Source organism: Terrabacter ginsenosidimutans (genome assembly GCF_039539425.1).
Taxonomy (GTDB): Bacteria; Actinomycetota; Actinomycetes; order Actinomycetales; family Dermatophilaceae; genus Terrabacter; species Terrabacter ginsenosidimutans.
The window spans coordinates 1,267,953-1,293,183 of record NZ_BAABDC010000001.1 but is presented as its reverse complement, the minus strand read 5'-3'; the positions used below and the strand labels follow the sequence as shown (position 1 = coordinate 1,293,183).

The window sequence follows — 25,231 nt, the reverse complement described above, 5'->3', positions numbered from 1 at the left end:
GACATGAGGGCCTCCTGTTTGGCGAAGTGAACCTTGAGCAGTTCCACTCCACCGCGGGAGGCCCTCCCATGTCATCAGCTCACAACGCGAAGTCGCATTCCCTCAACCAACGTGCCCGGTCAGTACATCTAGGCGAAGAGGACGTCGCGAATCAGGACGCTCGCGCGTCCCGTCAGTGGCGATACGAGACTGAGGATCCTTGGGGGGAGACAGAAACTTTCGGCGCGCGTCCTTCTCGATTGGGGATCGACATGCTTACCGCGCCCATCTCGGGCACCGGCATCCGGCTGGGGCTTTCAGAGCGAATGTACGCAGCTTGCGCTCGGCTCGCCGCCACACTGGGGAATGCTGCGAGCGAGGTTGCTGAGCAAGATATGGAACTGCGGTACCTGCATCCGAGAGAGGTCTTTCCGCGAGAAGCGGAGACACGGGGTCGACCAGGGGGCGCGCAAGAGGAGCGAGAAGTCGAAAGCACCTTCCGCTCCCGCGTTACAAAACTTGCCCTGGAAAGGGACAAAGAAGTGGTTGGTGAGGTGTACCGGAGAGCGGACGAGTCTGATCCAGACCTTTTGGCCCAGCTACCTCCAGCGAGCCGCGTGGACGAGGCGGAGGGGCTCGAGCTGTACGCGGCGGACACCTATCTGTCGGTGGCGTCTGGGTCGCCGTTCCTAAAACGCCGCGACAACCCTCTTTCATGACCCCTGCGTGCGCTTGCCCTAGCGTCTTCTCGCCGCGTCACTTCGCCGCCTGTCGCCCTGCCGTCGGGGTGACATCATGCACCCGCGCGCTCATCGCCACCTCACGCGGAGGAGCATGGGGAGAGACCGCCATTCCGCCAAGGCGGGTTCAGGAGGCACTCATGACCACCCGGTCGGACGCGTCCAAGCTCCCCAAGGACTGGGCCGCCGCGCTGGCCAAACGCGGGCTCGACCAAGAGGTTCTCGACGCGCTCGTGGCTGACACCTATCACCAGAGTCCCGTGGCCGTCTACCCAGCGCGCTCCGACGTGTTCCGAGCGTTCCACCTGACCACATTGAAGGACGTTCGAGTAGCGATCCTGGGGCAGGACCCCTACCCGCGCCCCGGGCAGGCCAACGGACTCGCCTTCTCCGTCCCGGAGGAGGAGGCGATCCCCCGATCGCTCAGGACCATCTATACGAATCTTCAGGACGACTCAGCGATTCAGATCGAGCGACCACTTCACGGAGACCTGTCCGCGTGGGCAAAGAACGGCGTGCTCCTCCTCAACACGGCGCTCACAGTCGAGGACGGCCACCCCGGGTCACACGTTCGGCGATGGGAGCATTTCACCGATCTCGTTCTGCAGGTCCTTAACGAAGATTGCGACCATGTCGCGTTCCTCTTGTGGGGATCAAAAGCCATCCGCAAGGCAACGTCGATCCCGATCAACGAGCCACCACACAGGGTGATTCGATCCGCCCATCCAGCTGTCTGGGGCAAGACCAGAGAGCGGCGGTTCATCGATTGTCACCCGTTCACCGAGGCAAATGACTTCCTGCGGAAACACAAGCTCGAGCCCGTCGCCTGGGACCTACCAACCGCGAATTGACAGGGACCAGCAGGCCGCCGGCCCCGTCTCCGCAGTCGCGTCTATTCGCCGCCTGCCGACTCCGATGGGAGGGACGCCTATACCCGTCTGCATGGACCGCGCCCGAGCGAGCAACAGACCGCGGTACTGCCTCAACCGCGCGCTGGGAGGAATAGGGACACCGCGGCAGAGAGCAACGGGCCGAGAACAACCACAACGGACGAAGCGACGTCGCGCAGGTTCTGCGGCAGTTGAAGTAGCTCTCCATATGCCTGCCGCTCGGCGGCTCGTTCCCTCCACGCCGGTTGCGGTGGGTACGCCGAGGGCAGCCGCGTCTCAAGTTCGCGGATGGTCGCGGAGCGCCAACTCGTCCAGCCGGGGATGAAATTGATGGCAAGGAAGATGGTGAGGAGAAGACCGGTCACGACCACGAGCTCCGGCGGATATGAGTCGGGCTCGCCTGAGTAGGCGATCCACGCCTGTCGTTGGGCTCCGGTGGCAAACACACCGATAGACACCAGGGCGCCGACAGCGCCTAGTGCAGTGACTAGCGCCCAACGCACGGTCCCGAGCTCGCGCACTGTGTCGCTGGCAACCTGGTCGGCGGCTGAAACCATGCGCTGTGCTAGTGCGCGCCATGCGCGCCACATGGTTAGAAGCGCAGGGTATGCGGCGAAAGTTGCCACGCCGTAGGTCGCCATGGTCCGCCACAGCCCTAGGTAAAGCCCAGTATCCGCGCCTCGTGCGAAGGCGCCAGCCACCCCTGCTGCAGTCGCCACGAGCACCGCAACGCCAACGGTGATGAAGCGGTGCCGCACATCGGAGAGTCGGTGCTCACCTACCAGGGAGGTCACGGCCTGCAATGCCTGACGACCGATGACCCACACAGTTGGAGTCGCCGCCCAGAGACACACGAACACGGTCATTTGGACCTTGGCCGCAGGCGAGCTCACATAAGAGGCGCTGTTGGCGGTGTGGTTGACGCCGGTGGTTTCCACCAAGGCCCCTGCGATCGCTGCCGCGACGGTAGTGAGCGCCAGACGGACAGGCGTTTCCCGCCAGCTCACTGCTGGTGCTCTTGTATCCAGCGTTCCGCGCACTCATTTAGCGTCGCGCATTTCGTGCCGGTTCGGCATCGTTTCGAGCTCGCCAGGGCACGCGTGAGCGGTAGGACACCTGGGTCGGCCGCGGTCGGCGCAGCTGCGTCACATCGCCGCGAGCCGGGCGTGTGGCCGACAAGGCCACGGTTCAGCTCGGGACCCGAACTGGCTAGACCGCCGGGTCGGCGTTGCGAAAGAGATAGATGCCGACGAGCTCTCCACTCACCGCCGTCTGCTGGCCGCTGGACATGAACTTGTCGCGACTGCTTTCTCCCGTGACCATGAACACGTATCCAACGTGTTCGAGTCGCCAGCCCACACCCTCGATTCCCGCCAGGGTGCCCGCATGACTCTGAGTCTTGACCTTGGAGAGGGCGAAGTTGTTGCCGCCCCAGACTGTGCTGTCGCGCTGCGATGACCCCACCTTGAGCTGAATCTCGAAGAAGCCCTGCCCTTGTTCCTTCGCAGTGGTGGCTTGACCGATTGGGCTCGCCAAAAAGGCATCCCGTTCACGCTCGGCTCGAGCGGCCTCATCTCGCAGGGCCTTGTCCCTAGCCTCGGTTTCCTTCTGCTCTTGAGTCTTTCCAAACGGCACGGCTGACCTCCTTGGGCGCGTGGACGGCATACTCGCCACAGGGTGCCGTGCGGCCCGGCAGATGTCAGGCATTTCGTCGGAATCCGGTCGAGAAACGGACCACGTCAGTGGAGCCTCAGTGTCTTAAGTCTGAAGGACGCTCACCGGGGCCTCCGCCCAGCGGCAGTGGGTCCTCGCCCGGACCCTCTCGTTCGCCAAGTCTTCGCCGCCCCGCGTCCTGAAGACCGCGTCCTACCGGCGCAGTCGACCACGTCGTTCGTGGCACGAGCGAACGTCATCAATGTGGTTGGGCTGAGTTTCTTGCGAGCGGGCCGGCGGTCAGTTCGAAGCGTCTCTCCCAAATCCCCGACGGCGGCGATAGACCCAGCCCCGGGGGACTCTGGCGCGCCGACGGACTCGCCCCCTCGTCCCGGGGCCCGTTTGGACCTGGGAGATGCCGTGGGCCCGGCAAACGGTGCCGGGCCCACGCTTGGCCTTCTCGTGCGGACCTCTCAGGCGGACTTCGCCAGCTGTCCCGGCGCGCCGCAGTGCAGGTGGTTGCTGTCGCCGAAGCCGTTGCCCGGGGTGCACGCCATCGTGCTGGTGGAGGTGACAGTGATCTGGAACGAGCCGTAGTTGTCCCAGTTGTAGTAGGTGTCCCCGAACGCCAGCGTCAGGACGCCGGCCGACCCGCTCGTGTTGGTGTAGGTGGCGTCCGCGTTGATCCGACCGAACGTGCCGTTCACGCCCGCGAAGAGCTGGTCCGTGATGTTCGTCGTCGGGCAGCCGCCGCCGCACAGGTCCACCCAGCCGGTGCCGGAGAGCGCCACCGTCTGCCCGGGCTGCAGCACGATGCCGGTGCTCACGGGAGCCGTGGACGAGGGCACCGTGTAGTAGTCAGCGGTCGCGGGGACGGTGAAAGGCCCGATGGCTGTCGTGACCGTTGTCGTGTTCGTCTGGGTCGCGGACGCGCTGTCGGCCATCGCCGCTCCAGCGACGAGCATCGACGCCGAGATCGAGAGTGCAAGAAGAGCCCTACGCATGTGAAACCTCCGGGGAAATGGGTGCAGGTTTCGCTACGGACTTCCTCGCCCCGAAAGGGCATGGGATGCGGACCGGCTCCTGGATTTCGTCTCGTCGACGCGATCGCAGCGACAAATCGGAACGTAACAGTGCATGACTGATATGCGACGCAAAACCGACAATCTTGGCTCGCATTGCGCTGACCGCACGTCTCACGTTTCCCCGGTGAGCACCGTCAACATATACGGCATCGTGAAATGCGTCCGCCAGACGAAATCAATGGTCGATGGGGACAGGGGGCGGGGAAGGAACAGGCGGCGTCGCGCAATACGCGGGCCAGGGTGCCTCGCGCCATGTCACCGCGCGAGCGCACATTCAAGGTCGTTAGCCGTCGCCATCGATCTTGGTCCCGCGTCTTTCCGCCGCGGGCCGGGCCGCACCTCATTCTGCAGGTCGAACAAGACGCGACGGATTTCCCAGACGGACATGTAGCGGACTCTCAGCGTCTGGCCCTAGTCTCTGCTCGCTGCGGCCGCGCAGCCCTTGCGAAGTGGAGGTATTCGGTGACGGTCATCAAGTCTCTCTGGGCCAGCGTTCAGGGCGACCCGGTCTTCATGCGCCGGGTCAACGGCTGGTTCACCATCTTCTGGCTCGTGATGATCCCGGTGTCGCTGGTGACGCACTGGGTCAACTCCGTGGTGTACGTGTCAGCTCTGTCGTTGTGGGCTCTCGTCTCGGGCCACTGGTCCGCGTGGCAGGCCGCTCGTGTCGAGGTGAAGCAGCACGAGGAAGCCCAAGCCGGCCGCCACGAGAACCTGGCTGAGGAAGTCGTCGAACAGCTTGTAGAAAAGACAGACGTACAACCCCAGCCCACGACTCAGACTGTCTGAGAGGCGCCGCTGCTGGCGCGGTCTCCCCTAACCGGGTAAACCGCGACCTTCACGAGGAAGGCGGTCGCTAGAACTACCCGTCTGCGTCAGTTCGCCGCCTGCGGACGCACCGGAAACGACGGGAGCAGGGCTAGCGTGCCTGACGTTCCAAGGGGGACCACGCGTTGACGGGTCTGCCTGCACGCGATTTCTCACGGAAGACGAATCACGACCCTGGTCCCGTTGCCGAGGAGGTACGCCGATTCAGTCCGCGCGAGATAGAGGCGTGGCAGTGCGGGCTCTTCGACTTGGACGCGAGTCCATGCCCCGCCGCCGGCCGCCAAGGAAGCCTTGGAGAACACTTCAGCCACTTCGTCCAACAGCGCCGACGGGACAGGCTCGGCACGAGCTGCGAACTGGAGGCCGTCACCGGTCCCCGCAGGCTGGGCGCTGTTGAAGATGCTGATGCCTACCTCGGGCCGCTGCAGAAGATTCCGCGAGTGCAGCGCCTCTGGCCTCGACAGCCAGATGAACTCGACCGCCAGCATCTCCTCTGACCGGGACCGCTGCCACGCGGTGTACCAGACGGTCGAGGACCAAGGCCTGCCACTCGTGTCTGAAGTCGCAAGCGTGAGGTACTGGTTCTCCTCGACCAACTTCCGAGCGCGCACGACGATTTCGTTCACACCGGGATGGTCACACGAGAACGACCGCCACGCCGACGCGGCGCACACAGAACGTGCGTCATGACGCCGCCAGCCGCCCCTCCCGTCTGCAGCGAAATAGAGACGCAGCGCGGATTCAGCCGTTCTCACTGGTGAGGCAGGGCAAGGTCGACGAGCAGGCCGGGGTGATCGGTGGTGCCCTGCATGTCGATGACGGAGCGCGATCTGACCTCGATACTCGGACTCGACACGACGTTCTGGACAGCGTCGTCAGCAGTGCGCTGGTAGCCGCCGGGCAGGCATGCCAGTGCGCTCGGGGAACCGCGAGACGTGAGATTGAGGTCGGCGCCGAGGATGACCGGCGTACCGGCGGCGCGGTGGCTGATGCCCGGCACCACTGATCCGATCAGGTATCGGCACTGCTCGAGCGCGACGGTCGCATTCGTGCTGGCCGTGTGCGTGGCGCAGGCCAAGAACCGTTTGGGCAGATCGATGCACGCCCAGACGCGTCCCTCGACGTCGCTGGAGTCTTGCACCGGGTAGACACCGGTGACGCTACGAACACCGGGCGTTGGCGAGGGCACCATCACCAGGACGGCGTCACCGAACTCCTGACCGTTCTGACACAGCACCGGGGCCTGGCCTGCGCGATCCTTCGCGGGTGCGAACGCTGACGCTATCCCGCCAGCGGGTCGGGTCGCCGACATCGCCTGCTTCAGGACGCGAACGTCATCGCGGCATACCTCGTTGAGACTGACCATGCCGGGCCGGTGCTGATGGACCAGTGCAACCGCCATGCTGACGGCACGCCCGCCGGTGTAGCAGGCAGCGCGCCCGCTGTTGCACAGGTTCATCTGCAACACGCGGAGTGGCGTTTCCAGCGAACCGATCACTGGCCGACTCCTGCTGGTCAGGTCGTTTGCCGCGTGGCCAGCGTCGCAGGCGGCGAGGCCGCTGATGGAGAGGGCCATGAGCCACGTCAAGGCAACTCGGCCCGGGTCGCTCATGAGGCCCACGCGCATACCTCTTATCGAACCCGGCGGTGATGCGGTCCGCAATCGCGTCTGTCTGGCGCAAGACTCGCGAGGACGACGGACGCCACAGTCCCAGTTCCGCGTCCGTTCGGCAGCAGTTCCCGGATGCAGACCTCTCCAACCGGCTCGGGTGATCACCAGAACTGAGCAAAGTGACTAGTTGTGTCGTGCGCAAGGCAGTCCAAACGGGCTATATCGGCCCAGGGTTTGCGCTCGTAGTGTCTTCTCTCAGGCCCCGTTGGGGTCCGCATGATCGGGGCCGGTGGGACGGCCCTGGTCGGCTCGGCAGTCATGGGAGGCGCCGGGCCGGGGAGGGGTGGTTGTCATGAGTGCTGTCGCAACGGTGGATCTGTGGGTGGACGAGTGGGCTTCGGATGCCAACTGTGCCGGTCAAGACCCTGAGGCGTTGTTCGTCCGGGGGAAGGCCCAGCACGACGCAAAGGCGGTCTGCATGACCTGTCCGGTCCTCGTGCAGTGCCTGGCTGAGGCCTTGGACAGCAGGACGGAGTTCGGTGTGTGGGGAGGCATGACCGAGCGGGAGCGCCGGGCGCTGCTCCGGAAGCGGCCGGACATCACGTCGTGGAAGTCTGCCCTTCGGGCCGGAACGGCGTCACAGGCCAGGTAAGAGCGCTTGAGGAGAGAACCCCATGCCAGTAGGCACCCCCCACATTCAGGGGACCGACGAGGCCGCACCGCCGCCGCGGCGCGACCTCGTCGACGATCAGCTGCGCGAGGAGATCGAGCTCCTCGGTGACGTGATCACCCGAGTGGCCGGGCACGGCAGCTACCTGTCACGAGACGAGGTGGACTCCGTACTGGGCCTGCCAAGCGTTGCTCACGGAGCCTTCCGTCTCCGAGCAGACATCGTGGCTTGAGCCGCCGATCAGGCGCCGACCGTGCGAATTCCACAAGCCGGAAGACGCGCTTACAGCCGTGCGTTGACTGATCGCGGCCAGCCGTTGCTCGGGGCGCCCTAGACTGAGAGCGCGTCGCGCTGAGTCCCCTTGAGTGATAGGTGGATCCCCATGCGTTCCCGCCCCAGGTCTCGCCTCGCGGCATACCTCGGTGCGACTCTGGCCCCAGTCGTCATCGGTGTCGTCGCCCTTCCCGCCGGTCCCGTCGTCCCCGACGGTCCGGCCTCACCACCTCTGGTGGCCGCCGAGACGGTGGGCCTCACCTTGACGCCTGCCGCTGCGGCGCAGGCCGTCTATGACCGGATGACGCCGGCACAGCGGATCGGTCAGCTCTTCATGGTCGGAGGGCCGGCGACCGGCATCGGGTCGGCCACGATGACGGCTATCAGCGCCTACCACGTCGGCAACCTCATCCTCACCGGTCGCACGACAGCGGGAGCGCCATCGGTCCGCTACATCGCCGGCCGGGCCGACACGTTGACGACGAGCTCTGCGACGGCCGGCGTGCCGCTGTTCATCGCCTCCGACCAGGAGGGCGGCTACGTGCAGGTCCTTCAGGGGCCGGGCTTCTCCCGTCTGCCGACCGCCCTGACCCAGGGCACCTGGTCCGACACGACGCTCACGGCATACGCCAGGACGTGGGGCACCCAAGTGATGCGCTCGGGCGTCGACGTCGACCTCGCTCCCGTGATGGACACCGTCGCGAAAAGCTTCGCGAGCCTCAACCAGCCCATCGGCCACTACCAGCGGGAGTACGGCTACACCCCGTCGGTCGTCGCCGACAAGGGCACGGCGTTCCTCAAGGGCATGCAGGCCTCGGGCCTGGCGATGACGGCCAAGCACTTCCCGGGCCTTGGGCGGGTCACCGGCAACACCGACACGACAGCCGGCGTCACCGACACAGTGACCACCCGCACGTCTGCCGACATCACGCCTTTCCGGGCTGCTGTCAACGCCGGCGCGCACCTGCTCATGGTGTCGTCCGCCTACTACGCGCGTATCGATGCATCACACCCGGCCGTCTTCTCGCCCACAGTAATTCGCGGGATGATCCGCGGAGACCTGGCCTTCTCCGGCATCGTCATCAGTGACGACCTCGGCAACGCCAAGCAGCTGGCGGCGTGGTCGCCCGGTGCCCGTGCCGTCGGCTTCATCAGCGCGGGCGGTGACGTCGTCCTGACCGTCAACCCCTCGGTCATCCCGGCGATGGTCAATGCCGTGACCGCGCGCGCCGCGGCCGACAGCGTGTTCCGAGGCCGGGTCCAGGCCGCGGTAATGCGTGTCCTGACGGTCAAGGCGCACTACGGCCTGCTCTCGCCACGGCTGCCGATCACCGGCTCCTTTGGCGCCCCGACGAAGACGGCCCTGCAGCGCTGGCTGGGAATCACGCAGACCGGCGTCTTCGACAGTGCGACGATCCGTTCCCTGCAGGCCCGGATCGGCGCCCCCGTCGTCGGCGTCTGGGGACCGCGCTCGATGGCCGCCATGCAGAGCTATCTCGGCCTGTACCTGGACGGTGCCACGACATGGAACACCCGGACCGTCGCTGGGCTACAGCGCTACCTCAACACCCAGCTCTGACGGACTATGACCGACGCTCCGCCGCATAGCGACAGCAACAACCGCACCAACAGCTGAGTCAGCATCGAGCGCGTGAAAGCGAACTCCGTGCCGCAGCTTCGAGCTGGTCGACGCCCACACCAGGGCGGGCTGGCTGAACGGAGGCGCGTCAGGAGGGTGACCGTTCCGGCCCTGACGGCGCACGATGTGAGCGTGGAGACATGGGACGCCCTGAGGGCGAGACGAAACGTTCGGCAGTTCACGGAGCAGCCAGTCCCTGACGAGGTGCTCGACCGGATTCTCGAGGCGGGGCGACGTGCCCCATCGGCGGGCAACTGGCAGCCCTGGGACTTCGTGCTCGTCACGGACCGCGCGCAGCTGGTCGAGCTGGCGAAGGTGTGGCAGGGCGCTAAGCACGTCGCCGGCGCGGCGGCCGCGATCGCGATCGTCGCGCCGGATCCGCAGGACGATCGCCAGTCGGCTCTTCTCCAGTACGACCTTGGCCAGGCCACGTACGCGATGACCGTCGCCGCAGCCGACCTGGGCGTCGGCACAGGCCACGCTGCGGTCGCCGACCAGGACCAAGCCAGGACCGTTCTGGGTTTGCCCGAAGGACGCTTCCTGGCCTACGTGCTCTCCGTCGGCTATCCGGCGGACAAGCCTCTGGCCATCATTGAGCGGCTGAACCGACGCCCCTTCGACGAGGTGGTGCACCGCGGGAGGTGGTGACCATCGACCCCACCCGCGGGACCGCCCCGGCGGATGGGCACGCGTGGAGCGAGACTCGTGGGCCTGCCGAACGCCGGCGTGGCGACACGTGCAGTTGCGTCACTTCGCCGCCAGCCGGGCGCGCCTCTCTCGTGCAGACCCTTGCGCCCGCGAGGGGGAGATGCGGCCCGAGATGACCGAGGGATGGACCACTGCGGGCATTGGGCCGCCCGCACCTGTCCGAGTCAGCGATCGAGAAGAACCTCCGGGGTGAACCGTTCGGTCGCGGCGGTCCTCGCATAGCTACGCAGCGACCCTACTGACCGCAGCCGCGACTGACCCCACGGGCGGCCGCCGTTCAGGCGGGGGTCGGGGTGGCGGCGGCCAGGCCGTTCGTGAGGGCGAAGAGGCTCAGCCCGACGCGGTTCGACGTTCCGGTCTTGGCGAAGACGTGGTCGATGTGGTTGCGGACGGTCTTCTCCGTGATGCCCAGCCGGGTGGCGATCTCACGAGTCGGCGTGGCGGCCGCGACCAGCCGCAGCACGTCGACCTCACGGTCGGTCAGCCCGACCGGCCAGGCGCCTCGCGCCGACGTGCGACCGGCCGCGGCGAGCACCGCGTCCACCGCGCCCGAGTGCAGGTGGCCGGCCCGGGCGTCCTGCCGCAGCAGGTCAGCCGCCTCCCGCGGCGACAGCGCCGCCCGGTGCGGACGTGGCTCCACGAGACCCTGAAGTCGGTCCGCGGCAGCCAGAAGCTGGTCGGACAGGCTGAGGTCCGAACCGGACAGCCGGTTCGGGTAGCCCGAGCCGTCCAGCCGCTCGTGGTGGTTGACGACAAGCCTGGCTTCGGGCGCCAGCGCTGGCACCCGGGCGAGGATGCGACCGGAGAGGAACGGGTGCAGCTGCATCCGCTCCCGCTCCGTCGCGGTGAGCGGATCAGGCTTGTCCCACACGAGGTTGGAGACGCCGATCCGCCCGATGTCGTGCAGGTGCCCGGCCCGTCGCAGGGTCCCCTGTTCGGCTCGCGTCAGTCCCGCGTGTCGGGCAGCGGCTCCGACGAGGCCCGCAACTGCACGCGAGTGGCCGAGCGTGTAGGGACTCTTGAGGTCCACGAAGTCCCCGAGGGCCATGACCAGGTCGTCCAGCTGCGCCTCGGTGACCGCCTCCTGCCCCCCGGGGGCCTCCGCCACGGCGAGCTGCCACACGTCATCCGGCAGGTCCAGCAGTGCCTCGGCGTTGGCGGCGAACGCCTCGGCCACCTGCGGGTCGAACCAGCCACCCCGGCGCTGACGCACCGTGGCGATGCACGCGTCGAGGCCGTGGCGACGGTGGAGCACCTCGGCGATGTCGGCGACCTGCGTGATCCGCATGGCCACGGGGAGCTGCTCGCCGGAGGCTCCCGCGGGGAGGCCCTGGCCGTCCCACCGCTCGAACCCGAAAGGAAGGGCACCGCAGACGTCGTCCCCGAACCCGAGCCGGCTCGCGAAGAGGGCCGCGGAGGAGCAGTGGGAGGTGATCATCGCGGTGAGGTTGCCACGCGGGTTGCTCAACAGCCTGCCGGCCACCTTGATTCGCTGCGGCAGGGGACGCCCGTAGCCGAGGCTGCGCAGAAGGAACACGGCATACGGCACCCCCGTCCAGTCGACCTCGTAGGAAGCCGAGCGGACCGCGATGTCGTCACCGAACCACCGGGAGTACTCATGGGAGTCGGCCACGCAGCCGACCCACATGAACATCGTCGTGTAGAACGCCGTCGCCTGTTCGGCCTCGTTCCCGCCGAGCTGCTCGGCGAGGGCCTTGGAGACGAGCGACGCCCGCAGGACGTGCTCCACTGGGAGCCCCAGGCCGAGGTCGATGGCCAGGGACAGTGCGGCGAGCACCTCGGCGCGCGCCGGGAGAGGTGGGTTCGGGCCATCCGGGAGGTGATCCCGCATGGCCCGATCCTCCCACTCGGCGCCGGTCAGTAGCTGAACGTCGTGGCTCCGTCGTCGCCGATCCACTCCCACATCGGGATCGTGCCGCCGAGGCTCGCGCCCTCGATGAGCCGTGCATCGTCCAGGCCCCTGGACGAGGCACAGATCGGGCAGACGAAGATCTCGCCGCTAGCTGCCTGATAGCGCTTGACGAGGTTCGGCAGGTCCGGGCACCCGGAGCAGGCGGTCCCGACGGCAACCCCGTCGACGGCCAGGCGCACCGCCTCCTTCGTGAGGAACATCAGGGTGCGCCGGCCTGTCTCGGCGGCTCCGACCGACACGAGGAAGGCGACGGTGACACGCTCGGGGTCCTCCAGACCGGTGGTAAGGGAGATGACAGCCTTGCTGCTCATGGGACGAGCTCCTGTCCTACGGGGATGTATCCGGTGCAGAGCAGGTCGATTCGGGCGATGCGACCCGACTCAGCGCACGTGACGTAAGCCTGCTGCTCGACGACACGCCAGCCGTCGCCCAGCCGGGGCGCCTGCAGCCGGACGCGCCAACTGAGGTGCAGTCGCCCGGCGACCGCGCCGATCGTGGCGTCCAGCAGCTCGAAAGCGTCGGTGTCGCCGAACCAGAACCTGAACTTGTCGGCCACATCGACAGAGCCCTCCAGCTCGACCAGGCCCTTGCCGACGAGGGCCCGCAGGTGCACGTCGCCCTCGAGAGCGCCGGCGAGCATGACGAAGTCCTGGTGGGCCAGGGCTTCGAGGAGACGACCGGCGTGGCCGTAGCCCGTGGGTTCCGCGGTGGTCAGTGATGTGGTCATGTGACAAAGCGTGGTCCGGCGCGGAGCCTGCCGCCTGAGGCACCTGCCCCAGGAACGGCGCCGAAACGGTAGCTCATCTCCGGCCCAGCCCTGGGCACAAGGCCCGCAGCTCGCTAGGCGAGCCGTTCGACACCGGCGACTTCACCACGCGGGCGAGGTTGCTCCTCGGGACGATCGCGAACCTCGACCGCCTCGCGGTCACGTCCCGCACCGACCGTTCCGTCCTTACGTCCGAGGAGGCCACCAAGAATCTGGGCTTCGACGTCAAGGAGCTAGGCCGAGACGGGGCCAAGCTCACCCGGTCTCTGTTGGGGCTCGAACATCCCTGCAGGAATGCAATAGTGCGGGATGAGCACCTACCCCTTGGAGCTGCAGACTCGATCTGTCGACGTGGGCAGCGACAGCGCAAAGCGCCTACGGGTCTTCAATGCGGTCATGGGGTTCCTGCACCTGGTGTCCGGCGCGGCCATGGTGGCGCTCAGCAACGACTTCACGCTGCCGGTGTCGACCTTTGCGCTGAACCACCCGCCCGGAACGCCGCTCTCTCAAGGCGTGACGAACCTCGTGTTCGACGTACCACTGGGAGTGGCAACCGCTTCCTTCTTGTTCCTATCGGCGTTCTTCCACTTCCTGATCGCCTCGCCATGGGGCTTCACGCGCTACATCGACGAGCTGTCGAAGGGCCGCAACCGCTTCCGCTGGGTGGAGTACAGCCTCTCCTCGACGCTGATGATCGTCCTCATCAGCTTGGTGCTGGGGATATCTGACATCGCGGCACTGATCGGGCTCGGTTTCGCCAACGTCTCGATGATCCTCTTCGGCTGGCTGATGGAGATGTCCAACAACGGCTTGATGCACGGCAAAGGTGGGCACCCGGTCCGCGGGCAACGCGCATGGTGGACGCCCTTCTGGTTCGGCTGCGTCGCCGGCATCGGCCCCTGGCTGGCCGCCGCGGCATACCTGATCGTCAACGTGGGCGTCAAAGATGGCCCCGGCCCACCGGGATTCGTCTACGGGATCATCGTCTCGCTCTTCGTGTTCTTCAACAGCTTCGCCATCAACCAGTGGCTCCAGTACAAGCAGGTCGGCCGGTGGCAGGACTATCTGACAGGTGAGCGCACCTACATCGTTCTCAGCCTCGTGGCGAAGAGCTTGCTGGCGTGGCAGGTCTTCGCCAACGTCCTTGTTGGGTGACCGTTGACGACCCGCGGATTCCCGGGGCCCAACTCCGTACGCCGTAGCACTGCGCCCACTGTGCCGGCCGCTCAACACATAGCGCCGTCCGGCCCCTCGCGCAGTCCGAACTCTCTTCTCATCGGCGCGAAATAAGATGCGCAGGCTGTCACATGCCTGCCCACTGTGCACCAGCAGACGTGCCCGCGCTAAGTGCGTTACTTCGCCGCGAGTCAGGTGCGGAGATGGCGCTAGTGGTTCACTCAACAGATGCCGTCCGTCCCCACGACCCTGCGTCCGGCCCTGCGTGCTGCCCTCGACAGTCCCCTCGTCGACGACTTTCCAGAGCGGCTCACGTGAACTTGGGACTACGACGAGGGGGGCGCTCGGACTATGACCTCCGATGACATCTGGGACGTGGTCGTCGTCGGAGCGGGACCGGCCGGAAGCTCGGCAGCGCTGTCTGCACTGCACGAAAGGCCGGACGCTCGGGTGTTGCTGCTTGACCGCTCCGACTTTCCGAGGGACAAGTCGTGCGGCGATGGCGTAGCACCCCACGTTTTCGACGTGCTCCGCTCCCTGGGGGCCGACGAGACCGTGCGGGAACTGCAACTCCATCACCGTGCGGTTGAAACGCTGGAGCTGTCGATGGGCGCCCAGGGCGTGACCCGTCGGATGCGTCGACCTGCGCTGGTGGTTCCCCGGGCCCAATTCGACGCCCGCCTCGTCGACGCCGCAGTGGGTGCCGGTGGGATCTTACGCCGCCACCGAGTGCGCACCGTGGACACAAGTCCAGGAGGGGTGCTGATCGACGGGACGATCCGCGCTCGAGTCGTCGTGGCCGCCGACGGTGCCCACTCAGGGGTCCGCCGGAGCATCGGACTGGTCCTGCCCCCACGAATGGCATTGGGACTCCGGGCCTATGCACCGACTCCGCGCTCGCGTGCAGGTCGCCAGGTCATTCGCTTCGGGCAGGACCGCCAACCCTCGTATGCATGGGCCTTCGACCGGGGCGACGGATGGTCGAACGTCGGCTACGGCGAGGTACTGTCCGACCGGTTGTCGACACCGTCGCGTGCCCTCATGGTGCAGCGGGTAGAGGACCTTCTTCCAGGGTCGACCTCTGCAGCGCACTCATGGCTCGGGCACCACCTGCCCCTGTCGTCGGCGCGATGGCACCAACCTGCCGGTCGAATACTCCTTGCGGGTGATGCTGCCGGCCTGATCAACCCGCTGAGCGGAGAGGGCATCTACTACGCAGTCGCCACCGGTGCCTGCGCCGGTCGGGTGGCCGCCCTCAGCGCGACTTCACCCCCAGAGGGGCAGCCCGCTGATCCTGGTACCGCCCACCGTGAAGGAGTGCGTCGCCTCCTGCGAGGCAACCTCGTCAGCACCGCTATCGCCGGCCGCCTGGTCTCAAAGCCCTTGGTCCTTTCAGCCGGGCTCCGCGCGTCCGCGGCCGACCAAAAGGTCTTCGATGACCTCGTAGAGCTGGCACTGGGTCCCGGCCGGCTCACGCCTCGAATCCTTCGAGGCCTGATTCGGCACGGACGTCAGTAACGGCGGCCAACGAAGCCCTGGCGTCAGCGGAAACTCTCAGGCGGGGAACACGCCGCTGGAGAGGTACCGGTCGCCGCGGTCGCAGACCACGAAGACGATTGTCGCCCCCTCGACCTCCTGGGCCACTTGCAGGGCGGTCCAGCAAGCGCCGCCCGCCGAGACACCTCCGAAGATGCCTTCTTGGCGGGCCAGCTGGCGGGCCGTCTCCTCGGCGTCGGTCTGGGTGACCTCCACGGTCCGGTCCACCGCCGACGGGTCGAAGATCTTCGGCACGTACGCCGGTGGCCAGGCGCGGATCCCAGGGATCTTGGAACCCTCGGCGGGCTGTGCCCCGACGATCTGGACACCGGGGTTGCGTGACTTCAGGAACCGCGAGACCCCGGTGATCGTGCCAGTGGTGCCCATCGCGGACACGAAGTGTGTGATCCGTCCGTCGGTCTGGCGCCACAGCTCCGGGCCCGTCCCTTCCTCGTGGGCACGGGGGTTGTCCGGGTTGCCGAACTGGTCCAGGACCCGGCCGCGGCCCTCCCGCTCCATCCGCGTCACGACGTCGCGGGCCTCTTCCATGCCGCCGCGCGCCGGGGTGAGGACCAGCTCAGCTCCGTACGCCTTCATCGTCTGGATCCGCTCGGTGGAGGCGTCCTCGGGCATCACGATGATCAGTGGGTAGCCGCTGATCGCCGCCGCCATCGCCAAGCCGATCCCGGTGTTTCCGGACGTGGCTTCCAGCAGGGTGTCGCCGGGGGATATCTCCCCTCGCTCCTCGGCGCCGCGGATCATGCTGATCGCCGGCCGGTCCTTGACCGAGCCGGCCGGGTTGTTCCCCTCGAGCTTGGCGAGCAGCAGGTTGCCGCGGCGTTCGTTCTCCGGCCCCGGTAGGCGCTGCAGACGCACCAAAGGGGTGTCGCCGATGACGTCCTCCATCGTGGGGTACGCCGGAGGATTGCTCACACGCCCGAGTCTAGGGCGGCGGTCGCCGAACAATCGCAGCCGACTGCTCGCCCTGCACGCATCCACCGAGCGCAAAGAGGTCCGCGAGGATGACGTTCGTCCGGGAGGCCGTTCACACCCGGCTCGACGTGAACCCGCGTCTTACCGCCGCCAGACGGGCACACCCGTAGCCGAGGCGGCAGTGGCGGATCAGTCAGGAATCTAGAAGCATCGCTCACGGACCTGCCAATAGCGTTTGCCGCGGCCAAGGCAGCTGTCGAGGCCGTGCCCCGCCCAACCGATGAGGAAAGACCGATGAGTCCCACGATCCATAGTCTGGTGATCCCGGTGCCCGATCTTCAGGCTGCCAAGGCGATTGACACGGCGCGGCTGGGCGCATCGCATACCGACGAGTCGTACTGCGTCGAGTGCAGCATCGATGGCTTCGAGGTCGCTCTCGACCCGGCTGGTCATGGTGGGGGGCCGGTGACATTTGCCGATATCGAAGATCTTGACGCGACCCACGACACCTTGCTTGCGGCGGGCACCCCCGAGACACCGGATTGCGCTTGTGAGAGGACTGCGTTCAGTGTCGAGTAGTCGCCGAGAACCGTCTGGGGCGCCGTCCAGCGACCCTCTGGCCGTGGCGGACTGGCTGGGCCAGCTGCAGGATGCGTCTTTCCACCGGGCCGGACCGGCGGTGCGCAAGGCCTACCCGCCGCAGCGGCGGATGACCGGCCATCAGCTTGCCTTGTACCTGCAGCGCCGGACCTACGCGCTGGCGTCCTCAACTCGGCCCGACGGCCGGGCCCACGCAGCCCCGACGCTGTTCTCCCCCTACGCGGAGGCGTTCTGGCTCCCCACGGTCAAAGACGCCGCCCGGATCGCGAACGTCCGGGCCCACCCCTGGCTGGCGCTGTCCATCGTCGAGGGTGAACATGACACGCACGCCGCCGTGCTCATCGAGGGCCCTGCCGAAGTGCTGACAACCGTGCCAGAGGACCTCCGGCACATCACCGAGCTACGGAACGGCGGCGGCACCATTGCCTGGGCGGCTTACTGGCTGCGCATCACCCCGCAGCGGCTGTTCAGCTTCGCCGAACACGCGTGGCAGGACGGGGTGAATCGCTCGTGAGCGGTTTCGGTGCCACGCTGGGAGCGGGCGGTCGTCTCGAACGGCGGACCTGCGTCAATCCGCCAGTCGACCTTCCCGACGGGGCATAGAAAGGTGTTGAGCATCTTCGGTCGGGCTTTGGTATGCGCCACGAGATCCGTGGGCCGCCTCCCCGCGGTCCCGGGCCGCCGGGAGTGCAGGGGCGTGCTGACCTCGAAGCTGAGGCTGTCCGGCTAGTCGTGGCGCTGCGTGCGGCCGACGGCTGAGAAGGCCTCGTAGACGAGGAACGCCGGCCACGCGAAGCCCTTGAGGATGCCGAGTGCGCGGTCGCCGTTCGTGTCCGCCGTCCTCCAGTAGTAGACCCAGGCGCCGATCATCCCCAGCCCATACACCGGCTGACCACCGTTCGGCTGGCCGCGTCTGCCCTTCACGTCCTGACCCTTCTCACCCATGCCACCAAGCGTAGGAGGATCGGGCGGCTCCGCCGACAGGCCGTCTGCATCGTCACACACCCGCGACTCGGATGGCTCGCGGTCCGGACTCACGGCATGCCCGCCAGGCAGCCCGCATCAAGGCGAGCGGTCGGCCCTTGACGGCGGCCTTCGATCCGAGCTCGTCTGCTCTACGACCGGGGCGACGACCGCGTGGGGCGCAGCGCATTCGCCGGGTGCTGGCGTCGTCGCTGTCGGCGCGCTGCCCAGCGGACGGCCTCGCTGGCAGCTGCCGCTGCCCCGACGCTCAGGGTCAGCGCGGCAAGGGCGAGGTCTCCCTTGTTGTGATCACGCAGACGCATACCCGCAACATGCCCTCCGTCGGGCTGCTGTAAACGCCTTCGTGTCAGCCGAACCGGAGTCTGCTGCGATCCGTCAGGTCAGCCATGGTCATGCGGGTTGCGTCCGATCGCTGACGTCCGCGGAGAATCGCGACTAGGGAACGGGGAACTCGCCCGGCGGACCCTCGCCGGTGGCGCCGTCGACCGCTTCGCGCAACAGATCGGCGTGACCGGTGTGGCGGGCATACTCCTCGATCATGTCGCTGATGAGTCGCCGCAGACTCATCCCGCCCTCGGGAGCGAAATCGAGACCCGACTCGGCGAGGGCGCTGGCTACTGTGTCGCGGGAGCGATGGACCGCCCGCACCCAGAGGTCGCGGAGCGCCTCGGGATCGTCGTCCTTGGCCGACTCCCAAGCCCACGTCTCCCACGAGGAATCGTGGTCGACGCCCTGGAACTCGGGCAGCAGGGGCGCACCCATCAGGCCGGCCTGGAACTTGAGCTCCTCACAGAGCGCCAGGTGCTTGAGAAGTCCGCCCAGAGTGAGCGCGGACCGACCCAGATGCAGTTGCATCCCGTCGGAGTCCACGTCCCAGCACTTCCAGGCAAACGTCCGACGATTGCGCTCCAGAGTGATGAGGGCGGTCTGGATCTCGTCGCCGTGCTTGAAGATGTCGAGGTCCCACTCCGGAGGTCGCCCGGCCGTGAACCCAGGCGCGCTCGTAAGCGGCGAAGTCGGAGTGGAGTCCGTGTCCATGCGTGCAGCGTAGTTCCGCGGCCGCCTCCGTTGAGAAGCCCGCGTCCACGAGACAAGCCGGACGGGCAAGACGGGCCTTTTGACTCATGGGCGCCCGGAGGCGCGAGTACGATTTTTCCGAGAACGAGCAGCGCCGTGAGGTGGAGCCCATGGACGCAACAGTGCAGGTGTGGCTCGGTGAACGCGGAGCCGATGAGGCACGCCTCGACCTGCTCCACCGGCAGCTGCGGGCGCAGCTCGACGACGTCACCTCGCTCGACGCGAGCCTCGGCCCCGCCGCTGTTCCGGATGGTGCCCGGGGTGTCGATGCGGCCACCGTCAGCACCTTGGCGGTGGCTCTCCTCGGTTCGGGGGGTCTCACTGCCCTGCTGGCGTCGGTCCGTGACTGGCTCGGCCGGGGGCACGCCGCACCACGGACGGTGCGGCTCGAGATCGCCGGCGACGTGATCGAGCTGACCGGGGCGGACGAGGACGAGCAGGACGAGCTCGTGGACCTCTTCCTCGCGCGCCACGAGGCCCAGGGGTCCCAGGGGTCGCCGTGACCGAGCCGCAGGCTGGCCGCGGGGCCACGGGCGAGCAGGGCGGACGGCATACGCGGCGGGCCCTGATCATCGCCAACGACACGTACGACCACGCCAGCCTGAGCCAGCTGCGGGCACCCGAGGCGGACGCTCGCGCCCTGGCCGAGGTGCTCGGCGACCCCGAGATCGGCGGCTTCGACGTGTCGATCGTCCACAACGCCGCGTCCTACGAGGTCCAGGCCCACGTCGACGACCTCTTCGCCGACAGCCGGCCCGAGGACCTGCTGCTCCTGCACTTCTCCGGTCACGGCCTCAAGAACGACGCGGGCGAGCTGTTCATCGCCGCCCGGAACACCCGGCCCGATCGTCTCGGATCGACCGCTCTGGCAGCGGATTTCGTCCAGCGCTGCATGCGCAGCTCGAGGGCCCACAGCATCGTGCTGTTCCTCGACTGCTGCTACGGCGGGGCTTTCGGGCAAGGGGTGACGGTGCGCGCCGCCGGCCCGGTCAATGTCATGGACAGCTTCCCGGCCGGTCGGCTCGGGGGTGGGCGGGGCCGTGCGGTGATCAGCGCCTCGAGCGCCATGGAGTATGCCTTCGAGGGGACGACCCTCGCGGCTGACCACCAGGTCCCGCCGTCCATCTTCACCTCGGCCGTGGTCGAGGGTCTCCGAACCGGTGATGCCGACCGCGACGAGGACGGTCTCGTCTCCCTCAACGAGCTCTACGACTACGTCTTCGACCGCGTCCGCGAGACCAACCCCAACCAGACCCCCGGGCGCGACGTCGAGATGTCCGGGGAGCTCTACCTGGCCAGGAGCCGCCGTCGCCGCGTGCGCCCGGTGCCCATCCCTGACGCCATCGCCTCCGCCCTGCGCGAACCCGACCCGACCTACCGACGCGGAGCCGTCAGCGAGCTGCGGGACCGGCTCGCGCACCCTGACCTCGGCGTCGCGCTGGGTGCGCTCGAGGCCCTGCAGGAGGTGGCCCGATCCGACACCAAGGCCGTCGCCGACGATGCGAGCGCGATCCTCCAGTCGGCGGCGCCGCAGGTGAGCCCGCCGGCCATCGACTTCGGGGAGCTCGCGCCGGGAGTCGTCGACGCGATCCACCGCGAGCTCCGCGTCACCGGGGTGCCCCTCGCGGGGGACGTGCACGTCGATGCCGAGCCGCCGCTCTCAGCCGTCGTCGAGGGCACGCTCGTCACCGTGACCCTCACGCCCAACGGCCTGGCGTATGCCGGGAGCATCACTCTGTCGAGCCCGACCGGTTCCGTGGTGGTGCCGGTCAGGGCGTCGTTGGCGAGGGGCGCCGAGCCTGACGACGAGACGACGACGGAGCGAGCCGGACCGCCACCGGTCCTCGCCGAGCGACCGCCCGCCGCCCGGGCAGTGGCTGAGCACGTCACCCCAACGTCCGAGCTCGGCCCGCGCCGCCGGCTCCGGGTGGCTGCCGGCCTGGCGGCCATCGCCGCCGGAGTGCTCATCCTCGCGAGCATGACGCTGCCCTGGCGTTACGGGCAGACCTACGCCGAGAGCGACCGCTGGCTCGTGCCGAGCATGGCGATCCTCGGTCTCCTGGTCCTGACCGCCGGCGCCGTCATGTTCGCCCCGCGAGTGCGCACCGAGGTGTCCCTGGGGCTGCTGCTCGGTGTGTCCGGGACTGCTGCCGCCTCGATGTTGACCTTCTTTGGCATCCTCGCCGAACAGAGCTCGGACGCCGCCGGGACGGGGACGTGGTTCGCGCTCATCGGGCTGCTCGTCGCAGCCTCGTGCGGACCGGCGGCTGTTGCGGTCGCCGCCTGGCGACAGGCGGTGCCGGTGTCCAGGGTCGACTGGCGGGACCCGGGATCCCTTGCGGCGCTGGGCCTCGGCGCGTTCACGGCCGCCGTGTTCATCTCCTACGCCGTCCACCTGGGCTCGCTCAGCAACGCCGGCTACGAGGCAGGCGTGGCGTACGTGTGGGCGGTGCTCACGGTCATCGCGGCGATCGGGGCAGTCATGGTTCGTCCGGCCGCTGTCGGACGGGTCCTGCTCGCGGCCTGGGGCCTCGGCACCCTCAGCTACTCCCTGTCCGAGTGGGTGTACCTGACGGATCACTCTCCGGAGTCCCTCGGGATGCCCTTCCTCGTTGCCGCCGGCTTGGCCCTCGCCGCCGCGGCCCTTCTGATCGGCCGCCGTTCTCCCAGCGATGCCCCTGCCCCGACTGCCTGACCTCAGTGCCTGCTGCGCGATGGTGACCCGAGCGTGGGCCTATCTCGGCGACGCCAAGCGAGGAGGATCTTCCGAGTCCCACGTCAACCCGCACCGCTCGCATTCGCGGTCATACCCCGGGTGGCCGCAGCCCACCCAATCGACCCAGGCCGGCGTCCTGGTCATGGCTTCCGGGTCAATGGGCATCCCGATCACGAGGTGCCTGACCTCGCCACCGCCGCAGGCCGGGCAGTGACCGCGGGGATCGTCGTGGGGCGCCACCTCGTCGTCGTCCACTCCACCAGGGGGAAGCATCATGCTGCAATGCTCCCATCGAGGTCTCGCGATCTGACGTGGATTCAGAGCAGCAGCGCCTATCGGGTCTGACGAGCTCGCACTCCGTCGAGCCAGGCGCGGAGCAGCTGCTGGGCACCGACCCGGTCGGCCTGCGTCCGGGAGAACAGCGCCGAGTCGCTCGTCTCGTAGGCGCGAGCGAAGTTCTCGAAGGCGCGGCGGTTGCCCTGCAGCCCGGCGACCAGGGCTGCGTGGAGCTGGACGACGGAGTCGTCTCCCGGCGTCACGGCTCCCGCCTGCCTCAGCAGGACGTCCAGAGGAGCGACCAGGTCAGTCCGAATCCGTCTGGCGCGCTCTGACGGAGTCAGCTGGGAGTCCGCGTCGATCGCGGCGGCTGCCTGGTCGACCCGAGCCACGCCGGCGACAACCGTAGGCGCGTAGGAGCTGACGTAGTCGTGGGTCGAGAGCCCGGTGGGAGCGCTTGGCTGGAGCGGACTGATCGTGTCGCGCGCGGCGATGGCGCCGGCGGCGGCCGCGCCTCCCAGAAGCCCTGCCACCACGATGAGGATCACGAGGGGTCTGCGCCCTCGAGCGTCCGGGATCGGCAGCGCGCTGAGCAGCGAGGCGAGCACGAACAGCAGCAGGCCCACGGGAAGTCCGGGACCGACGACCCCGCCGACGAAATCGAGCGTCACGTCGCCTCCGAAGCCGGCGTTGATGGCGACGAAGCCGAGGGCTGCGGTGCACGAGGCGAGGGCTGCAGCCGTGACGCCGGCGCCCGCACCGCGGACACCATGCAGAGCGATGAGCGACAGACCCGCTGCCAGACCGGCGCCCGCGAACACCCAGACGTAGGCGTCGAACCGTTGGGCCAGCTGCTCCAAGGTCGGGGCAGGCCCGGCGAGGAGGCGGAACCCGAGGATGCAGGCTGCGGCGACGATGCCTGACGCGAGGCCGACGGCGGTCACCTCACGGAGCCCGACCGAGCGCCGACCCGCTGCCGGAGATACAGAAACATCACCCTCGACCGCCCACACCGGAGGCACGTTGTCCGGCCGAACGGCCAGCAGCACGAGGACGGCGGCGGCGAGAAGCGCCACGACGGCGACGGCTGCCGGTTGGGTCAGCAGCGTCACGATGGTCAACGCCGCCAGCGCCCAACCGCCGAGATCCAGGGTGCTGGCCAGCATGGTCGCGGCCCACAGCACGAAGGCGAAGACGATGGCTGACAGGACGACGGCGAGCGCCGTGAAGCCGCGAGCAGACAGGCGCCTCGAGCGGTCACCAGCGATCCCGCCGAGGCCGGCCACCACGAAGGTGGAGCCGCCGAGAGCCAGAGCGCCGAGGAGGGGAAGCAGCGGAGAGCGGGTCCCGGTGATCGTTTCACTCCCCACCGCAGCCAACGACGCCGTCTGTCCCACAAGGAAGCCCGCGAAGACACCGGCTGCCACACGTCGCGCAGCAGCGGGCAGCTCTGCAGTCGAAACGGCCTTGTCGACCATCGCCCGGCGCCACAGCGCCAGACCCACGGTCACTCCCATCAGGGGACCCACGAGAGCCGCCGGGACGGCATACGCCCAGTTGGTGAGGGAAGGCACGGTGGCGAAGACGGACACCAACAGCGGAAGGGTCACGGCGGCAAGGAAGCCCGCGATCGCTGCGTCGACCGCGGACGGGCGTGCGAGACGGGCGGGATCGCCGAGCGTGAGCACTCGGTCAGACGGATCCGGGTGCAGCGCGAGGAGGCGGCGCCAGCCCGTGGTGGCCGCACGGCCAGAGGTTCCGAGCAGCGAGCTGAGGGCTTCTCGACGGGCGGCTGTCCCGGTGGAGCCGAGATCGGCGTCGAACTCTCGGGACCGGAGGATGCCAGCGGACGCGAGCATCGCGGCACCCAGGAGCAACGCCGCCCGCCACGCGTACGAAGGCAGGAGGCTGACGTCCGCCCTCGCGAGCGCCACGATGACCGGGAGTGCGAGCAAGGCGAGCAGGACGTACCAGAGGGCACGAGCCGACCAGGCGATGAGCACGTCCCGGCGCGCGACGTGAGCCAGCTCGTGCCGCACAAGCGACTCGAAGGCGACACCGGTGCTACGGACCGCCACGGCGGGTGGCAGAGCGACCGCGTAGTGCCCGGGGAGCCCGAAGCTGAAGGCGTCGTGGAGCTTCGACGTCCCGACCATCGTGTCGGGCGAGCGACGCAGGCCGCCCTCCTTGGCGAGAGCAGCCACCCGCTCCGACGCGGCCGCGAGCTTCGGGCCGGCGAGGCGGAGCGCCCGTCGGCGGACGATGACTCTCGGCACGATCGCCAGCACCACACCGGCCGCGACGAGCGTCAGGGCGACGCCTCCGAGGGCGAACCACGCCAGCCTCTGCTGCGCCCCCTCCACGCACTGGAGCACTGACTGCTGAGCGGCGAGGAGCTCTTCGGCGCTGGCACCGGTCGCCAGGGTGGGTCGCAGACGCTCGCACTCGGCGACCCTGGCCAGCCAGTCGTCACCGACGGCCGTCTGGTTGTGCACCCACGTCCCGACGAACAACCCCGAGCTGAGGAGCGCGCCGAGGAGCAGGACGAACCTCGCGACAGTCGGCGACGGCAGCGCGAGCACGTTGGGGCGCACGTCGACGGGTGCGGGTGAAGCAGGCGCGTCGCTGACGAGTGGGCCAGCCATGGTGCTCGCCTGCCTCTCAGCTCGAGGGTGCCACCGAGATGCCGCCCGCGATGGCGTCGGCGAGCAGCTCCGCCCGATCCGCCTTGAGGCCGATCAGCCGGCCCCTCTCGACCGCGACCTTGCGCACCAGGGCAAGCTGGTCGGGCGTCAGGGTCTCGGGAGCCGACGGACCCTGCTCGCGGCGGCCGAAGAGGCGCCGGATGAAGCTGTTGACCGACGGCTGACCCTCCTTCTTGACCGCGTCCCCGACCATGGAGGCCAGCAGCTGGACCACCGTCTTGGCCACGGCGAGGATGTAGGGCGTCAGCAGCGCCAGCTCCACGCCGAAGCCCACCGCCTCGTCACGGCTCTTCGCGTCGAGCACGCCCTGTGGGTCGGCGAAGTACTCGTCGGCCGTCTCGTCGAAGATGGCGAGCTCCTCCGGCGCCGCGGTCTCCAGCACCTGCTGGGCCAGCTCGCGCACGAGGGCGTCCTCGTCGTGCTGCGTCAAGATCTCGGGATGGCTGGACATG

General features: G+C 68.1%; 25 protein-coding genes. 12 read left to right on the top strand and 13 right to left on the bottom strand.

Annotated elements, in window-relative coordinates:
* Window positions 1-698 (top strand): hypothetical protein (locus ABD831_RS06000; RefSeq protein WP_344942957.1); only part of this gene is annotated, 698 nt, incomplete at its 5' end.
* 161 nt (window positions 699-859) lie between these two features.
* The gene (locus ABD831_RS05995) at window positions 860-1,570 is read left to right on the top strand and encodes a uracil-DNA glycosylase (protein ID WP_344942954.1); all 711 of its coding nucleotides are present in this window, start codon (window positions 860-862) and stop codon (window positions 1,568-1,570) included.
* A gap of 131 nt (window positions 1,571-1,701) precedes the next feature.
* On the opposite strand, the gene ABD831_RS05990 is transcribed toward ABD831_RS05995, so the two are convergent.
* The 3 genes from ABD831_RS05990 to ABD831_RS05980 form a co-directional block, all read right to left on the bottom strand.
* Entirely contained in the window at window positions 1,702-2,649 is a 948-nt protein-coding gene (locus ABD831_RS05990; RefSeq protein ID WP_344942951.1) for a hypothetical protein, read from the bottom strand.
* 169 nt (window positions 2,650-2,818) lie between these two features.
* Window positions 2,819-3,244 carry a hypothetical protein gene (locus ABD831_RS05985; protein ID WP_344942948.1) on the bottom strand — a complete coding sequence of 142 codons (426 nt, stop codon included), beginning with the start codon at window positions 3,242-3,244 and terminating at the stop codon, window positions 2,819-2,821.
* A gap of 491 nt (window positions 3,245-3,735) precedes the next feature.
* Window positions 3,736-4,266 (bottom strand): hypothetical protein, encoded by a 531-nt coding sequence (locus ABD831_RS05980; protein WP_344942945.1) that lies wholly within the window; start codon window positions 4,264-4,266, stop codon window positions 3,736-3,738.
* Window positions 4,267-4,809: 543 nt separating this feature from the next.
* On the opposite strand from ABD831_RS05980, the gene ABD831_RS05975 reads away from it, so the two are divergent.
* Window positions 4,810-5,136: a hypothetical protein gene (locus ABD831_RS05975; RefSeq protein ID WP_344942942.1), complete on the top strand. Its 327-nt coding sequence runs from the start codon at window positions 4,810-4,812 to the stop codon at window positions 5,134-5,136.
* 191 nt (window positions 5,137-5,327) lie between these two features.
* Here ABD831_RS05975 and ABD831_RS05970 read toward each other — a convergent pair whose 3' ends face one another.
* Window positions 5,328-5,801: a pyridoxamine 5'-phosphate oxidase family protein gene (locus ABD831_RS05970; protein ID WP_344942939.1), complete on the bottom strand. Its 474-nt coding sequence runs from the start codon at window positions 5,799-5,801 to the stop codon at window positions 5,328-5,330.
* 125 nt (window positions 5,802-5,926) lie between these two features.
* Window positions 5,927-6,751 carry an endonuclease/exonuclease/phosphatase family protein gene (locus tag ABD831_RS05965; protein ID WP_344942936.1) on the bottom strand — a complete coding sequence of 275 codons (825 nt, stop codon included), beginning with the start codon at window positions 6,749-6,751 and terminating at the stop codon, window positions 5,927-5,929.
* Window positions 6,752-7,139: 388 nt separating this feature from the next.
* Here ABD831_RS05965 and ABD831_RS05960 point away from each other — a divergent pair, with 388 nt between their 5' ends.
* The 3 genes from ABD831_RS05960 to ABD831_RS05950 all read left to right on the top strand — a co-directional run bounded on the left by ABD831_RS05960 (window position 7,140) and on the right by ABD831_RS05950 (window position 10,017).
* Entirely contained in the window at window positions 7,140-7,439 is a 300-nt protein-coding gene (locus ABD831_RS05960; protein WP_344942933.1) for a WhiB family transcriptional regulator, read from the top strand.
* Between the two features lie 400 nt (window positions 7,440-7,839).
* Window positions 7,840-9,309 (top strand): glycoside hydrolase family 3 N-terminal domain-containing protein, encoded by a 1,470-nt coding sequence (locus ABD831_RS05955; RefSeq protein WP_344942930.1) that lies wholly within the window; start codon window positions 7,840-7,842, stop codon window positions 9,307-9,309.
* A 192-nt stretch (window positions 9,310-9,501) separates the two neighbouring features.
* The gene (locus ABD831_RS05950) at window positions 9,502-10,017 is read left to right on the top strand and encodes a nitroreductase family protein (protein ID WP_344942927.1); all 516 of its coding nucleotides are present in this window, start codon (window positions 9,502-9,504) and stop codon (window positions 10,015-10,017) included.
* Between the two features lie 337 nt (window positions 10,018-10,354).
* On the opposite strand, the gene ABD831_RS05945 is transcribed toward ABD831_RS05950, so the two are convergent.
* Genes ABD831_RS05945 through ABD831_RS05935 form a run of 3 tightly spaced genes read right to left on the bottom strand, consistent with a single transcriptional unit; the run spans window position 10,355 to window position 12,737 of the window.
* On the bottom strand, window positions 10,355-11,929 hold the full coding sequence (locus tag ABD831_RS05945) for an HD domain-containing phosphohydrolase (RefSeq protein WP_344942924.1): 1,575 nt from the start codon (window positions 11,927-11,929) through the stop codon (window positions 10,355-10,357).
* A 26-nt stretch (window positions 11,930-11,955) separates the two neighbouring features.
* On the bottom strand, window positions 11,956-12,321 hold the full coding sequence (locus ABD831_RS05940; protein WP_344942921.1) for a DsrE family protein: 366 nt from the start codon (window positions 12,319-12,321) through the stop codon (window positions 11,956-11,958).
* Entirely contained in the window at window positions 12,318-12,737 is a 420-nt protein-coding gene (locus ABD831_RS05935) for a hypothetical protein (RefSeq protein WP_344942918.1), read from the bottom strand. Before ABD831_RS05935 ends, ABD831_RS05940 begins: the two co-directional genes overlap by 4 nt.
* Window positions 12,738-13,085: 348 nt before the next feature.
* Between ABD831_RS05935 and heR the strand changes: the two genes are divergently transcribed.
* Together heR and ABD831_RS05925 are read left to right on the top strand one after the other, a co-directional pair.
* Entirely contained in the window at window positions 13,086-13,931 is an 846-nt protein-coding gene (gene heR, locus ABD831_RS05930; protein ID WP_344942915.1) for a heliorhodopsin HeR, read from the top strand.
* Window positions 13,932-14,303: 372 nt separating this feature from the next.
* Window positions 14,304-15,470 carry a geranylgeranyl reductase family protein gene (locus tag ABD831_RS05925; protein WP_344942912.1) on the top strand — a complete coding sequence of 389 codons (1,167 nt, stop codon included), beginning with the start codon at window positions 14,304-14,306 and terminating at the stop codon, window positions 15,468-15,470.
* A 36-nt stretch (window positions 15,471-15,506) separates the two neighbouring features.
* Here the strand turns inward: ABD831_RS05925 and cysM are convergent, their stop codons facing one another.
* Window positions 15,507-16,394, bottom strand: coding sequence for a cysteine synthase CysM (gene cysM / locus ABD831_RS05920; RefSeq protein ID WP_344942909.1), 888 nt, complete (start codon window positions 16,392-16,394; stop codon window positions 15,507-15,509).
* Window positions 16,395-16,715: 321 nt separating this feature from the next.
* Between cysM and ABD831_RS05915 the strand changes: the two genes are divergently transcribed.
* Both ABD831_RS05915 and ABD831_RS05910 read left to right on the top strand, forming a co-directional pair.
* A complete protein-coding gene (locus tag ABD831_RS05915; protein ID WP_344942906.1) occupies window positions 16,716-17,000 on the top strand; it encodes a VOC family protein in 285 nt (94 codons plus the stop codon).
* Window positions 17,001-17,043: 43 nt separating this feature from the next.
* Window positions 17,044-17,535, top strand: a complete 492-nt coding sequence (locus tag ABD831_RS05910; RefSeq protein ID WP_344942904.1) for a pyridoxamine 5'-phosphate oxidase family protein — start codon at window positions 17,044-17,046, stop codon at window positions 17,533-17,535.
* A gap of 212 nt (window positions 17,536-17,747) precedes the next feature.
* Here the strand turns inward: ABD831_RS05910 and ABD831_RS05905 are convergent, their stop codons facing one another.
* Both ABD831_RS05905 and ABD831_RS05900 read right to left on the bottom strand, forming a co-directional pair.
* Entirely contained in the window at window positions 17,748-17,966 is a 219-nt protein-coding gene (locus ABD831_RS05905) for a hypothetical protein (RefSeq protein WP_344942901.1), read from the bottom strand.
* A 474-nt stretch (window positions 17,967-18,440) separates the two neighbouring features.
* Window positions 18,441-19,043, bottom strand: a complete 603-nt coding sequence (locus tag ABD831_RS05900; protein ID WP_344942898.1) for a mycothiol transferase — start codon at window positions 19,041-19,043, stop codon at window positions 18,441-18,443.
* Window positions 19,044-19,192: 149 nt separating this feature from the next.
* Between ABD831_RS05900 and ABD831_RS05895 the strand changes: the two genes are divergently transcribed.
* Both ABD831_RS05895 and ABD831_RS05890 read left to right on the top strand, forming a co-directional pair.
* Complete coding sequence (locus tag ABD831_RS05895; RefSeq protein ID WP_344942896.1) at window positions 19,193-19,585, top strand: effector-associated constant component EACC1; 393 nt, start codon at window positions 19,193-19,195, stop codon at window positions 19,583-19,585.
* Window positions 19,582-21,777 carry a caspase family protein gene (locus tag ABD831_RS05890; protein ID WP_344942893.1) on the top strand — a complete coding sequence of 732 codons (2,196 nt, stop codon included), beginning with the start codon at window positions 19,582-19,584 and terminating at the stop codon, window positions 21,775-21,777. Before ABD831_RS05895 ends, ABD831_RS05890 begins: the two co-directional genes overlap by 4 nt.
* A gap of 353 nt (window positions 21,778-22,130) precedes the next feature.
* Here the strand turns inward: ABD831_RS05890 and ABD831_RS05885 are convergent, their stop codons facing one another.
* A complete protein-coding gene (locus ABD831_RS05885) occupies window positions 22,131-24,719 on the bottom strand; it encodes a M48 family metalloprotease (protein WP_344942890.1) in 2,589 nt (862 codons plus the stop codon).
* Window positions 24,720-24,735: 16 nt separating this feature from the next.
* Window positions 24,736-25,230 (bottom strand): hypothetical protein, encoded by a 495-nt coding sequence (locus ABD831_RS05880; protein ID WP_344942887.1) that lies wholly within the window; start codon window positions 25,228-25,230, stop codon window positions 24,736-24,738.
* Between the last annotated feature and the right edge of the window lies 1 nt (window position 25,231).

Bases quoted from the DNA above. Each gene is read 5' to 3' on its own strand.
- ABD831_RS05995 (WP_344942954.1), top strand. From the start codon at position 860: ATGACCACCCGGTCGGACGCGTCCAAGCTCCCCAAGGACTGGGCCGCC.
- ABD831_RS05980 (WP_344942945.1), bottom strand. From the start codon at position 4,266: ATGCGTAGGGCTCTTCTTGCACTCTCGATCTCGGCGTCGATGCTCGTC.
- ABD831_RS05965 (WP_344942936.1), bottom strand. From the start codon at position 6,751: ATGGCCCTCTCCATCAGCGGCCTCGCCGCCTGCGACGCTGGCCACGCG.
- ABD831_RS05960 (WP_344942933.1), top strand. From the start codon at position 7,140: ATGAGTGCTGTCGCAACGGTGGATCTGTGGGTGGACGAGTGGGCTTCG.
- ABD831_RS05955 (WP_344942930.1), top strand. From the start codon at position 7,840: ATGCGTTCCCGCCCCAGGTCTCGCCTCGCGGCATACCTCGGTGCGACT.
- ABD831_RS05945 (WP_344942924.1), bottom strand. From the start codon at position 11,929: ATGCGGGATCACCTCCCGGATGGCCCGAACCCACCTCTCCCGGCGCGC.
- ABD831_RS05940 (WP_344942921.1), bottom strand. From the start codon at position 12,321: ATGAGCAGCAAGGCTGTCATCTCCCTTACCACCGGTCTGGAGGACCCC.
- ABD831_RS05935 (WP_344942918.1), bottom strand. From the start codon at position 12,737: ATGACCACATCACTGACCACCGCGGAACCCACGGGCTACGGCCACGCC.
- heR (WP_344942915.1), top strand. From the start codon at position 13,086: ATGAGCACCTACCCCTTGGAGCTGCAGACTCGATCTGTCGACGTGGGC.
- ABD831_RS05925 (WP_344942912.1), top strand. From the start codon at position 14,304: ATGACCTCCGATGACATCTGGGACGTGGTCGTCGTCGGAGCGGGACCG.
- cysM (WP_344942909.1), bottom strand. From the start codon at position 16,394: ATGGAGGACGTCATCGGCGACACCCCTTTGGTGCGTCTGCAGCGCCTA.
- ABD831_RS05915 (WP_344942906.1), top strand. From the start codon at position 16,716: ATGAGTCCCACGATCCATAGTCTGGTGATCCCGGTGCCCGATCTTCAG.
- ABD831_RS05905 (WP_344942901.1), bottom strand. From the start codon at position 17,966: ATGGGTGAGAAGGGTCAGGACGTGAAGGGCAGACGCGGCCAGCCGAAC.
- ABD831_RS05900 (WP_344942898.1), bottom strand. From the start codon at position 19,043: ATGGACACGGACTCCACTCCGACTTCGCCGCTTACGAGCGCGCCTGGG.
- ABD831_RS05895 (WP_344942896.1), top strand. From the start codon at position 19,193: ATGGACGCAACAGTGCAGGTGTGGCTCGGTGAACGCGGAGCCGATGAG.
- ABD831_RS05885 (WP_344942890.1), bottom strand. From the start codon at position 24,719: ATGGCTGGCCCACTCGTCAGCGACGCGCCTGCTTCACCCGCACCCGTC.
- ABD831_RS05880 (WP_344942887.1), bottom strand. From the start codon at position 25,230: ATGTCCAGCCATCCCGAGATCTTGACGCAGCACGACGAGGACGCCCTC.